Below are 14,282 nucleotides of genomic sequence, written 5' to 3' on the forward strand. Positions count from 1 at the left end.
AAACTCACGAATCCCGCGCATTCGCGCTCTGCTGCCTGCTTACGCAGGCGATTCGTTCGTTAATGGCTTGCGAAAAACAAATGTCTGCTACGCAGCCGCTTGTTTTTCACTACGCTCATTATATCTTATATTATCCATATATCCAATAAAGCTTTTCTTAAGTATTATTTAAATAATATATACAACAAAAAAGAGCCTTCCCATATGATTACAGGAAAACTCCTTTTTTATTTATGCTTTTAAAACCTTTCAACAGGCTTTTTACTATCTCGCCATCTCACTCTGTGGTCCAGTCTGGTTATGGGCCTTGATAATGGTCTCGATCTCATCCAGGTTAGAGGATGGGAGATCGCCAGGAATAGTGTTTTTCACAGCTGCGGTAGCGTTTCCGAAAGCAACTGCCTTCTGGCAGTCACCACCGCTGCTTAACAAGCCATAAAGAGCGCCGGAAATATAGGCATCACCACTGCCGATACGATCTACTACTTCGATATCACGATATGGCTCTTCTTCATAGAATGTGTCTCTTGCAGCATCGTAGATCACAGAACCGAATGTATGGCGTTTCGGGCTATGTACGATACGCTGGGTGGAAGCTACTATAGAGATAGGATATTCTTTTGTAAAGCTCTTCATCATCTCTTTCGCACTGCCATTTTTTAAGAAGGTCAGTCGTGCAGTATCTTCTGAGCAGAAGAAAATATCTACATAAGGAAGAATACGCTCAATACATTCTCTTGCTTCATCACCACTCCACAGATTTCCACGGAAGTTTACATCAAAAGAAACAAGAGTTCCTGCTTCCTTAAAACGCTTGATCATCTCAATTGCAGTCTCTCTGATCTTCTCACTGAGCGCCAGAGTAATACCTGTGGTATGGAAACATTTTGGAGCTGTGTATACCTCCTCCGGGATCTCATTAATATCCAGAGTAAAGAAGGAACTGTTCACACGGTCATAAATAACCTTTGGTTTTCTCGGATATGCACCGTTTTCATAGTAATAAATTCCCACACGGGCTGATGGAGAATGGTCATACATAAAAAAGTCATCGCTGACACCAAATGAACGGATCTTACCTTTCATAAAGCTGCCGATATCATGTGACGGAAGCTTGGAGATAACGCCTGTACGCAATCCTAAAAGAGATGCACCTACTGCTACGTTCAGTTCTGCACCGCCAACCTGCTTTACAAAGGTATCTCCTCTGGAAAGACGGTCATTATCTGGTGGTGACAGTCTTAAAAGAACCTGTCCTAATGTAAGCAGGTCAAAAGTTCTTCCTTTTATCTCACCCATTGTCATATCCTCCTGATGTTTTTAATGTTCTCCCGCAATCTTTCTGTGCCTGATTTTGTAAGAAGATTTTTTGCCAGTTGTGCCCAAATTTCTGAGGCATACGGGGTACGTACATCAATGAAGTTCGGGTGCAACTGGCGAAAAACCGGTCACAAAGGCAGGTACAGGAAAGACTCCGAAAGAACATTTTAAAGAAAAAGCCTGTCTGAAAATACATTCCAGGAACGATATTTCCAAACAGGCCTTTCGGTCTCTTATTTTTTAACTCTTAAAAAAAGTAATTATCTCTGTACACGACCTGAGCCATCGCCACCTGCTAAAGTCTCAACTTCTGCACGGGTTACCAGGTTGAAGTCGCCAGGGATTGTGTGCTTTAATGCGGAAGCTGCTACTGCAAATTCCAGAGCTGCCTTCATATCCTTGCCATCAGCCAGACCACAGATCAGACCACCTGCGAAGGAGTCGCCGCCGCCTACACGGTCAACGATCGGAGCAATGTGGTACTTTCTGGAATGATAGAATTCACGGGTCTGTCCATCCATGATGCAAGCAGACCAGTCATTGTTGGAAGCGCTGTGGCTTTCACGTAAGGAGCTGATGATGTACTTGAATCCGAACTTATCAGCCATCTGGTTGAAGATATCAACGTATCCAGCTAATTCCAGTTCTCCGGAAGTAACATCAGTGTTGCCTGGCTTGAAGCCAAGAACCTTCTCTGCATCCTCTTCGTTACCGATGCAAACATCAACATACTGCATCAGGTTGGTCATAACCTTCTGAGCCTTTTCAGAAGACCACAGTTTCTTACGGAAGTTTAAGTCTACAGAAACAGTTACACCGTGAGCCTTAGCTGCCTTTAAAGCTGCTTCAGTCAGTTCGATAGCTGCATCGCTGACAGCTGGAGTAATACCGGTAAAGTGGAACCAGTCAGCATCAGCAAAGATTTCATCGAAGTTGAACTCATCTGCAGTTGCAGTAGAGATAGAGCTGTGTGCACGGTCATAAACTACGTTGGAAGCTCTCATTGCAGAACCGGTCTCTAAGAAGTAGATTCCCAGTCTCTCACCGCTTCTTGCGATGTGCTTTGTTCCTACATTGTATTTTCTTAAAGCTGCTACTGCACACTCACCGATTGGGTTAGCTGGTACTGCAGTAACAAACTGTACATCATGACCATAGTTAGCTAAAGATACTGCTACGTTAGCTTCGCCGCCGCCGTAGTTTACATCAAACTCATCTGCCTGGATAAATTTTTCATTATTTGGGGTAGATAATCTTAACATGATCTCGCCCATGGTAACAATCTTTGCCATTTTAATATTCTCCTTAAGATATGTGAAAATTTATTAATTTCCGTTCAAACCAGCGCATGGCTGAACTAGTATAATTATGCTCTTGCTGCTTCTACAGCCTTAACAAATTCCTGAGCCTTTGCAGTTACAGCTGCGAAGTCACCGGTCTTAGCGCCCTTTGTAAGGCTGCTTCCGGTACCAACTGCGTATGCACCAGCATGGATCCACTTATCAACGTTATCTACGTCAACACCGCCGGATGGCATAAACTCACCCTGTGGAAGAGGTCCCTTGAAAGAGCTGATAGCTGCAGGTCCTACGATATTTCCTGGGAAGATCTTGATTACATCGCATCCAGCTTCCATAGCGGTAATAGCTTCGCTTGGGGTCATAACGCCTGGCAGCATTGGTACTCTGTAACGGTTGCAAAGCTTGATGGTCTCTACATTTAAGCCTGGGCTTACGATGTAGTTAGCACCTGCTAAAATGCAAGCTCTTGCAGTCTCTGGATCCAGAACGGTACCAGCACCGATCACGATCTTGTCATTGTCTTTATACTTGTCAGCCATCTTCTTGATGAAGCCTACTGGATCTCCGTCATCCATGGTCATGGTCAGCTCGATAAAGTTGATGCCACCTGCGATAACAGCATCTACCACCTTCTCACCCTGCTCATAATTCTTTGCACGGATTACAGCAACCAGGCAGTCTTCTTTCAGTCTTGCTAAAACATGTTCTTTTTTCATTTTTCTTCTCCTTCTTTCGATGAGGTTCGTAAATACGAATCGTTTTCACATTTACGATTTATACTTAAATATTAATAGTTACCAACGGATTTGTCAACAGCAAAACAGATAAATTATTATCTTTTATCCTGTTTTATTTGCCTAAAAATCCCAAAAGCCTTGAAAGCAGTTTTGCCTTTTCAGAAACCAGGCGTCCAAGAGCATCATAATCCTCTGTAGGCTTATAAAGACTGGACATGCTGATGGCTCCTATCACATTGCCATCAGGGCCAAATACCGGGGCTCCCACGCACTCCATATGCTCTTCTAACTCCCTTGCATCAACGGCATAACCAATTTCCTTTACCCGCTCTAACTCCTCCAGGAAATGAACTTTATCCTGTATGGTACGCCTGGTATGGGGACGGAAGTTGATCCGGTCTGCCAGGGCATCCCTCTCTTCCTGTTCCATATTTGCCATAATAGCCTTTCCAAGAGAGGTGCAGTACAACGGATTCTTGGTTCCAACAGTTGCTGTTGTGATAATAGGATTTTCCGGCTCAAATTTACAGATATAAACAATGGAATCATCTGAACGCACTCCAAAGAATACCGTCTTTCCCATCTCTTTTGCAAATGCTTTTAATACAGGATCTATTGTGCCGATAAAATCCAGATTATTTGTATAATTAATTCCTACACGATAAGCAGTCAGTCCAATGGTATAACGCTGCTTCTGCCCTTTTACCACATGGACCATACCCGTATGTGCCAGTGTTGTGATAATATCATAAGCACTGGTCTTTGGAAGCTCTAACTTCTCGCAGATCTCATCCAGTGTAATGCCGTCCGGCTTTTTGGAAACCATTTTCAGTATATCCACCGTGCGCAGCGTTGTCCGGTTTAATTTCATTTATGTTCCTCCTGCATCAGGTTTGTTAAACGTTTTGTATAAATCTGTACGTACAGCAGATTGTACGTATATATGTTTGTTGTACGTATATACGATTTCTTTCAGTATAGCGCATCTTGCAACAGATTACAAGATGTGCTTTTGTTTTCCCGGCGCAGTCAGAACAATTTCCGCCACTATACCTACAGAGTTACGCCCTGCTTGAAGATAGCCATATCATGGAAGCCTGCTGCTTCTGATTTAACCTTGCGTCCGGAAGCAACTTCCAGTACATAATTTAACAGATCCTGCGCCAGTTCTTCTTTTGTCTTGTCTTCTACCATCTGTCCCGCATTGAAATCGATCCAATTTGACTTGTGTCCTGCAAGCTTAGAGTTGCTGGAGATCTTTACGGTTGGAACAGGGGAAGCAAATGGAGTTCCACGACCGGTAGTAAACAGTACCATATGGGCACCAGATACCGCCAGTGCAGTTGCTGCCACCAGATCGTTTCCAGGTGCACTGAGCAGATTTAATCCCTTTACCTTAACCGGCTCTGCATACTCTAATACACCCTTTACCAGGGAACTTCCTGATTTCTGGGTACAGCCTAAGGATTTGTCCTCCAGAGTAGAGATACCACCCTTCTTGTTGCCTGGAGATGGATTCTCATAAATAGTCTGGTTGTGGCTGGTAAAGTAGTTCTTAAAGTTGTTGATCAGGTCAACCGTCTTGTCAAAAAGCTCTGGTGTTGCGCAGCGGTTCATTAACAGAGTTTCTGCACCGAACATTTCAGGAACTTCTGTTAAAATAGTGGTTCCGCCCTTGCTTACTAACAGATCAGAAAAAGCACCTACTACAGGATTTGCAGTAATTCCGGAAAGTCCATCAGAACCACCACACTTCATACCAATGATCAGCTCACTTGCATCTATCTTCTCTCTTGAAAATGCATTTGCATAAGCCGCCAGTTCTTCCAGGATACCCATAGCGGTCTCCATCTCATCTTCTACATCCTGGCACTGTAAAAACTTCACCCTCTGCTCATCATACTCGCCAATATAATCCATTAATACAGGAATGTTGCTGTTCTCACAGCCCAGTCCTAATACCAGAACACCTGCCGCATTTGGATGATGGATCATATCTGCCAATACTTTTCTGGTATTTTCCTGGTCATCCCCCATCTGTGAACATCCATATGGATGCTGGAATGCGATCACATCTTCTACATTTCCGCCTACAAACTTCTTCGCAGCTGTTTCAAGAGCCTTTGCAATGGAGTTTACACAGCCAACAGTAGGAATGATCCAGATTTCATTACGGATACCGGCTTTTCCGTCTGCTCTGCGATAGCCGTCAAAGTATACATGCTCAGATGGCTCTACATCCTTACTTCCTTCTGGCCTATATTCATAAGAGAGAACATCCCCTAAAGCAGTCTTTACATTATGAACATGTACCCATGCACCTTTTTCAATGGCTTCTTTTGCGTAGCCGATGCGGAAACCGTATTTTACTACTTCCTCTCCCTGGGCAATGGCGCGCAGCGCAAATTTATGTCCCTGTGGGATATCCTGGACCAGAGTTACCTTTTCTCCTGCAACATCCAGGGTCTCTCCTTCATTTAAAGGACGAAGAGCAACGGCAACGTTATCATTCTGATTGATCTTAACAATGTCCTGCATGGTCTTTAATCTCCTATCTTTCTTTGTTTAGTGTTATGATGTTGGGGTCAAAAGGTATTTTGACCCCTCTGATACCGAATTGCTACGTGCTTTGCACTCCCGCAATTCTAAAAACATTCGTAATTCGCTCATTTTTCTTCAAAAAATGGCTTCTTACTCATGTTTTTGGCAGGTCCAATGTCATAAATCCTCCTGCAAGCAAGCTTGCATCGGATTTATGACCTTTTGCCCCTGGTATCTTGTTATTATAGTAATGAAAGTCAGCTGTATGTACCGTTGGCACTCCCACAACTGCCGCCACTATTCATGATCCGGGCTGTTGCCCTGCTTACTTAATACCGGCCTGGCTGCCAAATGTTTATGTTTCCTGGCATGCAAATACACAATCCACCTAACCACCTGGCAACACTTTCACAAAAGCATTTAACTTTGTAAGTACTTACAATTATTCTACCCATTTTCCACACAGAAGTCAATAGAAAACTGTTGCAAACTTTATTAGTAATATGTATAATAGACTTAGCGTGTAAGCGCTTACAGAATGTGAGGTGGATTATTGAATGAATATATACGACGTTTCTGGACATGCAGGGGTCTCCATTGCTACGGTTTCCCGTGTACTCAACGGCAACCCCAACGTAAGTGAGCGCACCCGCAAAAAGGTACTGGCAGTGATGGATGAACTTGGTTATACTCCAAATGTGTTCGCCAGAGGACTTGGGCTTGACACCATGCAGACCATTGGTATCATGTGTTCTGACTCTTCCGATCCCTATCTTGCTGAGGCGATCTATTATCTGGAACGGGAGCTGCGCAGTCATGATTACGACTCTATCCTCTGCTGTACCGGTTACGACCTGGATGTAAAACAGAAATATTTCAATCTGCTGCGTTCTAAACGTGTAGATGCCATTATACTGACAGGTTCCAAATTTGTGGAAATGCGCTCTAAAGATAATAATTATATTACAGAAGCAGCTGCAAACGGGCTACCGGTAATGCTGGTAAATGGTTATCTGGAGGAAAAAAATATTTACAGCACTGTCTGTGATGACTATGCCTCTATGTATGATGCCACATTACAGCTGATTCATTCCGGTCACAGCCGTATTCTTTATCTTTATACCAGCATATCTTACAGCGGTGTAAATAAAATGGAAGGCTACAAGGCTGCATTAAAAGAAAGTGATCTGCCTGTGGATGCTTCTATGATCCATCAGTGTTCCAAGAGTATTGAAACTTCAAGAGACCTGCTTTTAAATCTGAAAGAAGAAGGACTCGTATTTGACGCAGTTTTAGCGTCTGATGATTCACTGGCTGTAGGCGCTGTAAAATATGCCCATTTAGCTGGTATTTCCATTCCGGAAGATTTAAGCATCATCGGATATAATAATTCCATCCTGTCCCGTTGTACGGACCCGGAGATCACATCTATTGACAGTAAAGTAGAAGCACTTTGCACTACTACCGTCAATACCCTTATGGGGGTTTTCAGCGGCGCCAATGTCCCCAACCGGACAACCATCGCCTCTGCTCTTATAAAAAGAAAAACCACAAACTTTTAATTTTCAATTTTAAAGGAGGATCTATCACTATGAAACAGTTTTTGGACAAGGACTTCTTATTATCCACAGAAATGGCAAAGACACTCTATCATGATTACGCAGAAAACATGCCGATCTTAGACTATCACTGCCATATCAATCCACAGGAGATCTGCGAAGACCGTAAGTTTGAAAACATTACCCAGGTATGGCTGGGCGGCGACCATTACAAATGGCGTCAGATGCGTTCTAACGGTGTTGATGAGAAATACATTACCGGTAATGGCACAGACAGAGAAAAATTCCAGGCATGGGCTGAAACAATGCCTAAGCTGATCGGAAACCCACTGTATCACTGGAGCCACCTGGAGTTAAGAAGATACTTCGGATACGAGGGCTACTTAAACGGCGATACTGCTGAAGAAGTATGGAACCTGTGCAACGCTAAGTTACAGGAAGATTCCATGACTGTACGCAACCTGATCAAGCAGTCCAATGTTACCCTGATCTGTACCACAGATGATCCTGTTGATTCTCTGGAATGGCATAAGAAACTGGCTGAAGATACCACTTTTGATGTACAGGTTCTGCCGGCATGGCGTCCAGACAAGGCTATGAACGTTGAAAAGCCAACTTTCGCAGCTTACATGGCTCAGTTATCCAAAGTCAGCGGTATTGAGGTAAAAGATTTCGCATCTTTAAAGGAAGCTTTAAAGAACCGTATGGATTTCTTCACTTCCATGAAATGCTGCGTATCTGACCACGCATTAGAGTACGTTATGTACGCTCCAGCTACTGAGGATGAAGTAAACGCTATCATCGCTAAGAGCTTAAAGGGCGAAGCAGTTTCCAAAGAAGAGGAATTAAAATACAAAACCGAGTTCATGCTCTTTGTTGCAAAAGAATATGCTAAGAGAAACTGGGTTATGCAGCTTCACTACGGATGCAAGCGTGACAACAACGCTTACATGTTTGAACAGTTAGGACCAGATACCGGTTATGACTGCATCAACAACTATGCTCCAAGCGCACAGATGGCAGACTTCTTAAATGCATTAAGCGCAACCAATGATATTCCTAAGACTATCATTTACTCCTTAAATCCAAATGACAACGCTTCCATCGGCACCATCATCGGCTGCTTCCAGGAGAAATTCCCAGGAAAGATCCAGCAGGGTTCCGCTTGGTGGTTCAATGATCATAAGGTAGGTATGACCGACCAGATGGTATCTTTAGCTAACTTAGGCTGCCTGGGCAACTTCATCGGTATGCTGACTGATTCCAGAAGCTTCTTATCCTACACCAGACATGAATATTTCCGCCGCGTTCTCTGCGCACTGGTTGGCGGCTGGGTAGAAAACGGTGAATATCCGGCAGATATGAAATCCCTGGAATCCATTATCAAGGGTATCAGCTACAACAACGCAGTTCAGTATTTCGGATTTGATCTGGATGTTGTGAAATAATAAACATCACTGAATTATCTGCGTAGGCAGACAGTTCAGTGCGTCAACAACATTCTTAAGTTTGACCAGTTGTGCTGCACCTGATTAAAAAAAGGCGCCCGCCCCACAATGTAATGTGAGATCGGGCGCCTTCTTAATATCCGCACTATATCCGTACTCTTTTTTATTACCTTTACTCTTCTTTTAAATATCCCTTTTTACGCAGCTCCTGCTCAATAAAATCCAGGTTTTTTTCAGATTCTGCAGTGACTGTATGATAATGATAATCTCCGGTCAAAACCTTTAAAGGCTGAGCTTTATAACGATCCATGCGCTCTACAAATTCTTCTACATCCAGTCGGTTATTGATAATAAGATCTGCCCGGATCTGTCCATATAGCGGATGATCCACTGCCACATCTAAAACATGACCGCCATAATCTACAATAGTCTGCAATTCATCTCTTGTATCTTCTGTAGAATGACAAACGCAGAATACCCGGATATATTTTTTCTTTTTTACCTGATCCTTTTCAAGAACATATCCTCTGTAAGTAGAAAGGATCTTCTGGTCCTCTGCCCGCAAAAGGGCAATATCCTGAACGATCACCTGACGGCTCACATTAAAATGCCTTGCCAGCTCCGTTCCGGACAGCGGCATATTTGTATCCTCTAACAGCGAAAGAATGCCTTCCCTTCTTTTTCCGCCTTCTGTCATAATAAAATTCACACTCTTTTCTCTATTAAAATTTTTGCTTCCACTAAGAATATCTACTCCCTCAAAAGCCGGTGTTCAATGATCTCATCATCTAATTCCAGCATTATATGGACTTTTTCCCCGGATCTTTGCCAAAAAACAGTTTAAGCATAATATCCACTCCCTGTATACTGCATACGTTTCCCCTTATGCGAAAAAACGTCCCCTTTATTCAAGGAGACGCACTTCATTGCTGCAAAGGTTGTGAGTAAAACGATAAGCCGGGTTATGTCGTTGGATGGTCATCTATCTAGTACTGCTGTCACCAGCAGCATCAAGCAACCTACCCGAAAGCTGACGGGCCGCCATATGCTTTCTGTTTGGTCTTGCTTCAGATGGGGTTTACATGTGCCCCGCCTGTTACCAGCCGGGCGGTAGTCTCTTACACTGCCATTCCACCCTTACCTGCTGCAGATGCAGCGGGCGGTATATTTCTGTTGCACTGTCCCTAGGGTCGCCCCCGCCAGACGTTATCTGGCATCCTGCCCTGTGAAGCCCGGACTTTCCTCTCCTGCGTCCTCTCGGTGTCGCAGCAGCGACCATCTGTCTTACTCACAACTTATTTAGTTTAGCATAATTTTTTTTCTGTGTCTATGGGGAGATCTAAAAAATTGCGATATTGTTGACTAAAGTCCGAAAGCCGCCGGTGCACATAACAGATGCGCATTTGGGAGAAAATCCTTTGTTCGTGGGCTTGCGTCGCCTATTGTCAGAACTGCGAACCAAACTCGCACGCTTTGCGTGCTCAAACAGTGGTTCTCCGTTCTAACGCTATGCGCGCCCACTCACGGATTTTCAAACAAATGCTTATTCTGTCATGTGCACCGGCGGCTTTCTATGTTATTGGCAATAAAAAATGTAGGAACAAACCAATAAGCAATTTTTATGTGGGAGGGGGATTGTGCTTAAGTACGGCATTTTTCATGTGACATATCCCATACAGTAGAAAGGGCTCCTCCATGTATAATAAGCATTCGGTAGGCAATTTTGTCCATTTTGTGAGCATAGCTGGCAGGTTGGAGGCACTGTTTGAGCGAACGCAGTGAGCGAGTTTGCCGGAGACCTGCCTAATCGGCGGCGGAGCAAAATGGACAAAATTACCGTGAATGCGTTTATACATGGAGGAGACCTTTCGGACCCTATTGAACTAAGTCCCAATTTCACCCCATGCAGCCGTTAGTCTTCCAGATTCCACACTCACAAACTACACATCCAGACAGCTTCCGCCTATAAATTCCCTTAAAATAGAGTTTTTCGGTATATCTTCGCTGCTGACACCGATAAAATAATCCAGGAATTTAAGGAGACGCTTTGCCTCTGTATATTCCGGACAGTTTTTTGGAATACCAAAAAGCAATGGTTCCACATACTGCTTTAACACAGCCAGTTCATAGATCAGAGCTGAATTAAACATAGCATCTGCCTCTTCCTGATATGGGAAAATGTTTTCCTCTTCTCCTTTTCGCACAGACGGCCACATACGAATGGTATCCCGGGCAGAAGTTCCCCTTGTCCTTGCATCCCGGATCATACGGCGCAGCAGACGTCCGTCTGTAGTAGGAATACGATTATGCTCGTCAATATTTAACTGGGTAAGAGCACTTATGTAGATCTTAAACTTACTCTCTCTTGGAAGAGAATATGATAAACGGTCATTTAAACAGTGGATCCCCTCGATCACCAGAATATCCTCTTTTCCCAGCTTCAGGAAATCACCCTTGTACTCCCGTTCTCCTTTTTTGAAATTATAATAGGGCAGTTCCACCTGCTCTCCTCTTAAAAGAGCCTGCATATCCTGATTGAACTGCTCTACATCCAGACATTCAAGGATCTCATAATTATAATTGCCATTTTCATCCCTTGGGCTGTCTATCCGGTTTACAAAATAGTTATCCACTGCAATAGGGTGCGGTTTTAATCCGATGGCCTCTAACTGCACTGACAGTCTATGTGAAAATGTAGTCTTTCCTGAAGAAGACGGACCTGCGATCATAACGATCTTAGCTGTTTTCCGTTCTGCGATCTGAGCTGCGATCTCTGCAATACGCTTCTCCTGAAGAGCCTCCTGGATCAGGATCAGGTGAGACATATCTCCTTCTGCTATCTTGTCATTTAAAGCTCCTACTGTCTCCAGATCCAGACGTTGTCCCCATAGTGAGGAATCTGCCAATGTATGAAACAGCTTTGGAAGAGGGGCAAATTGCGGCAGCACTGTAGGCGCCAGCATCGATGGCAGCATAAGTACAAAGCCATATTCATACAGCTTTAAATCGAAATAACGGATGTATTTCGTATTTGGAACCATATATCCGTAAAAATAGTCCTCAAACCCGTCAATACTGTAAACATTGACTCTGGACACACGACGATAGCGGAAGAGACGTTCTTTATCATACATCCTGTGCCTGTGAAAGCGTTCTATGGCATCATCGGTAGAAATACTGCGTTTTAAGATTGGGATCTCCTGATCTACGTATTCCTGCATTTTAGCTTTCACCTGTTCAAGAAGCTCCTGGTTTAATGTAAAATTTCCTCTTGCTTCTACAAAAAAACCTTTTCCAATGGAAAAATCCACAATAACTTTCTCCACATTTTCAGGACCTGCCACTGCGTAAAAAGCTTTCAGCATCAGAAGGGTGGCACTTCGCTTATAAGCGGAAATTCCCGGTTTTTGCCTTGCTGTGATAAACTGAACTTCTCCTTCCCGTATTTTTTCCTGAAGTTCCTGGAGTTTTCCATTTACCTGCACTAATAATATCTCATCCGCGTACTCTTTCTGATACTCTTCTGCTACCACCTGCCAGGTAACATCTTCTGAATATGTTTTTATCTGTGTATCTATCTTCAGCTGGATCATAGACACCTCCTTTTTATATGAAATGTTCTCCCGGAATCTTTCTATACCTGATTTATGAGAAGATTTTTTGCCAGTTATACCAGAATTTCTGAGAGACTGCGTTGCATCCGCCTCTGAAATTCAGGCATGACTGGCAGAAACTCAGCCACAAACACAGGTGCATGTTGAACTCCGGGAGGACATTGTCCATCAGCTGCACAAAGACAACAATTATAAAAGAACAGTTGGCCATGCAGATGGAGCTGTAACGACCTCCACATCCGATGGCAGGTTTTTTTTCAGATATCCAGCCATATACTGGATAAAAATGTGCTCCATTCCATAGTGCCCTGCATCGATCACTGCTATATCTCTGGCTGCTGCATCAATTCCCTGATGATGACTGATATCCCCTGTTACCAGTGCCTTTGCACCTGCGTGGATAGCTTCTTCGATAACGCTTCCGCCTGCACCTGGACAAAGAGCCACTTTTTCTATTTCCATGTCCATCAGTTCTTCTCCATATACCAGCACAAAAGGAAGATCAAAAGCCTGTTTAACTTTTTCAGCCAGAGCTTTTACAGTCAGCTTTCCTGCCAGATTTCCTGTTTTTCCAATTCCATATGCCACAGGATTTCCATTTATTTCCATATTTCCCATACACTCTAACGGCTCTGTATCCTTTAAAGAAAGCCGTTCAGCTGCCAGGTCTGCCATACAACCGGGAGCTGCATCAAAATTTGTGTGCATGGCATAATAGGAAATATCTGCCTGGATCAATTTTACTAGACGTCTGGTAATGAAATTCTGGTCATTCACTTTTTTGATTGCTTTAAAAATAAGGGGATGATGGGTCAGAAGCATATCTGCTCCCCCTTTAATGGCTGCCTCAACCACCTGATCTGTGGCATCTAAGGCAATATAGATTTTTTTTACCTCTTTATCACTGCGTCCTGCTAATAATCCCGGATTGTCCCAGTCGCAGGCACAGCTTTCAGGAGCCAGTCTGCCTAATACCTCTATCACTTCACTGCATTTCATCTTGCGCCTCCCTGATACATAAAAGTTCTTCTTTTAAAGTCCTGCAGGCTGCTGTCTGTCCTGCAGTCAGCTCTTCCTCTTTTTTTCCTGCAAAGCCCTTTAAGATCCCTTCTACTCTTTTTTCTTCTTTTAAAAGATACTGCTTCAAAACAGCATCCCTACGCCTGATCAGAACAGCCCCAAAACGATATTCCGGAACTGTTTCACAGCTTACGATATCCTTTCCTTCTGTACCAACCCCCGCTTTTAGCACTGTATAAAACTTTCCTTCATCCAGTATCATGGCTTCATCTTCAATAAAAAAGCCATTTTTCTTCAGATAACGGCGGAACTTCTCCAGATCTGACTGGGGAGAAAAGATCCAATGTGGGATACTGCCCCATAATTGCTTTCCATTCTCTAAAATGCTGATCTCCAGCTCTCCACCCATTCCTGCGATAATGACCGTATCAGCTTCTCCGGCATATAATTTTTCCAGTCCATTGCTTAAACGGGTCTCTATGGAAATAGCAGCATCTCCTGCATCCCGTCTGTATTCTTCAATATGTTCATCCGCTCTTGCTAACGGTCCTTTTCTCACATCCATAGCCAGTGCACTTTTTATTTTTCCTGTTTCTGCCAGATAAATAGGCACATATCCATGATCTGTTCCAATATCTGCGACCCGGCTTCCTTCCGGTACAAAAGAAGCCACCAGTTTTAACCGTTCTGAAAGGCGAAGCCTTGTCTTTTTTGTCTCGCTATTGTTAATTTTATCCGTCAT

The 14,282-nt window shown here is 43.6% G+C and carries 11 protein-coding genes and 1 other RNA gene; 2 read left to right on the forward strand and 10 right to left on the reverse strand.

What is annotated here, in order from left to right; genetic code table 11:
- Window positions 1-264: 264 nt before the first annotated feature.
- From OGM16_17370 to OGM16_17390, 5 genes are all read right to left on the reverse strand, one after another.
- A complete protein-coding gene (locus tag OGM16_17370) occupies window positions 265-1,299 on the reverse strand; it encodes a sugar kinase (GenBank protein UYJ46523.1) in 1,035 nt (344 codons plus the stop codon).
- A gap of 281 nt (window positions 1,300-1,580) precedes the next feature.
- On the reverse strand, window positions 1,581-2,612 hold the full coding sequence (locus OGM16_17375; GenBank protein ID UYJ46524.1) for a sugar kinase: 1,032 nt from the start codon (window positions 2,610-2,612) through the stop codon (window positions 1,581-1,583).
- 74 nt (window positions 2,613-2,686) lie between these two features.
- On the reverse strand, window positions 2,687-3,337 hold the full coding sequence (locus OGM16_17380) for a bifunctional 2-keto-4-hydroxyglutarate aldolase/2-keto-3-deoxy-6-phosphogluconate aldolase (GenBank protein ID UYJ46525.1): 651 nt from the start codon (window positions 3,335-3,337) through the stop codon (window positions 2,687-2,689).
- Between the two features lie 133 nt (window positions 3,338-3,470).
- Window positions 3,471-4,229 (reverse strand): IclR family transcriptional regulator, encoded by a 759-nt coding sequence (locus OGM16_17385; protein ID UYJ46526.1) that lies wholly within the window; start codon window positions 4,227-4,229, stop codon window positions 3,471-3,473.
- A 182-nt stretch (window positions 4,230-4,411) separates the two neighbouring features.
- Window positions 4,412-5,896 (reverse strand): altronate dehydratase family protein, encoded by a 1,485-nt coding sequence (locus tag OGM16_17390; protein UYJ46527.1) that lies wholly within the window; start codon window positions 5,894-5,896, stop codon window positions 4,412-4,414.
- Between the two features lie 560 nt (window positions 5,897-6,456).
- Here OGM16_17390 and OGM16_17395 point away from each other — a divergent pair.
- A complete protein-coding gene (locus OGM16_17395; GenBank protein UYJ46528.1) occupies window positions 6,457-7,461 on the forward strand; it encodes a LacI family transcriptional regulator in 1,005 nt (334 codons plus the stop codon).
- Window positions 7,462-7,490: 29 nt separating this feature from the next.
- Window positions 7,491-8,906 carry a glucuronate isomerase gene (gene uxaC, locus OGM16_17400; GenBank protein UYJ46529.1) on the forward strand — a complete coding sequence of 472 codons (1,416 nt, stop codon included), beginning with the start codon at window positions 7,491-7,493 and terminating at the stop codon, window positions 8,904-8,906.
- A 172-nt stretch (window positions 8,907-9,078) separates the two neighbouring features.
- On the opposite strand, the gene OGM16_17405 is transcribed toward uxaC, so the two are convergent.
- The 5 genes from OGM16_17405 to OGM16_17425 all read right to left on the reverse strand — a co-directional run bounded on the left by OGM16_17405 (window position 9,079) and on the right by OGM16_17425 (window position 14,282).
- Window positions 9,079-9,603: a transcription repressor NadR gene (locus tag OGM16_17405; protein ID UYJ48503.1), complete on the reverse strand. Its 525-nt coding sequence runs from the start codon at window positions 9,601-9,603 to the stop codon at window positions 9,079-9,081.
- Window positions 9,604-9,843: 240 nt separating this feature from the next.
- Window positions 9,844-10,197: RNase P RNA component class A (rnpB, locus tag OGM16_17410), an RNA gene on the reverse strand.
- A gap of 649 nt (window positions 10,198-10,846) precedes the next feature.
- Complete coding sequence (locus OGM16_17415; protein UYJ46530.1) at window positions 10,847-12,499, reverse strand: nucleoside kinase; 1,653 nt, start codon at window positions 12,497-12,499, stop codon at window positions 10,847-10,849.
- A gap of 210 nt (window positions 12,500-12,709) precedes the next feature.
- Window positions 12,710-13,519, reverse strand: coding sequence for a Nif3-like dinuclear metal center hexameric protein (locus OGM16_17420; GenBank protein UYJ46531.1), 810 nt, complete (start codon window positions 13,517-13,519; stop codon window positions 12,710-12,712).
- Window positions 13,506-14,282: a class I SAM-dependent methyltransferase gene (locus OGM16_17425; protein UYJ46532.1), complete on the reverse strand. Its 777-nt coding sequence runs from the start codon at window positions 14,280-14,282 to the stop codon at window positions 13,506-13,508. Before OGM16_17425 ends, OGM16_17420 begins: the two co-directional genes overlap by 14 nt.

Source organism: Lachnospiraceae bacterium (assembly GCA_025758065.1).
GTDB lineage: Bacteria > Bacillota > Clostridia > Lachnospirales > Lachnospiraceae > Enterocloster.

What these genes read in the sequence shown, in the direction of transcription:
- OGM16_17370 (UYJ46523.1), bottom strand. Translation starts at nt 1,299, where the DNA reads ATGGGTGAGATAAAAGGAAGAACTTTTGACCTGCTTACATTAGGACAG.
- OGM16_17375 (UYJ46524.1), bottom strand. Translation starts at nt 2,612, where the DNA reads ATGGCAAAGATTGTTACCATGGGCGAGATCATGTTAAGATTATCTACC.
- OGM16_17380 (UYJ46525.1), bottom strand. Translation starts at nt 3,337, where the DNA reads ATGAAAAAAGAACATGTTTTAGCAAGACTGAAAGAAGACTGCCTGGTT.
- OGM16_17385 (UYJ46526.1), bottom strand. Translation starts at nt 4,229, where the DNA reads ATGAAATTAAACCGGACAACGCTGCGCACGGTGGATATACTGAAAATG.
- OGM16_17390 (UYJ46527.1), bottom strand. Translation starts at nt 5,896, where the DNA reads ATGCAGGACATTGTTAAGATCAATCAGAATGATAACGTTGCCGTTGCT.
- OGM16_17395 (UYJ46528.1), top strand. Translation starts at nt 6,457, where the DNA reads ATGAATATATACGACGTTTCTGGACATGCAGGGGTCTCCATTGCTACG.
- uxaC (UYJ46529.1), top strand. Translation starts at nt 7,491, where the DNA reads ATGAAACAGTTTTTGGACAAGGACTTCTTATTATCCACAGAAATGGCA.
- OGM16_17405 (UYJ48503.1), bottom strand. Translation starts at nt 9,603, where the DNA reads ATGACAGAAGGCGGAAAAAGAAGGGAAGGCATTCTTTCGCTGTTAGAG.
- OGM16_17415 (UYJ46530.1), bottom strand. Translation starts at nt 12,499, where the DNA reads ATGATCCAGCTGAAGATAGATACACAGATAAAAACATATTCAGAAGAT.
- OGM16_17420 (UYJ46531.1), bottom strand. Translation starts at nt 13,519, where the DNA reads ATGAAATGCAGTGAAGTGATAGAGGTATTAGGCAGACTGGCTCCTGAA.
- OGM16_17425 (UYJ46532.1), bottom strand. Translation starts at nt 14,282, where the DNA reads ATGACGGATAAAATTAACAATAGCGAGACAAAAAAGACAAGGCTTCGC.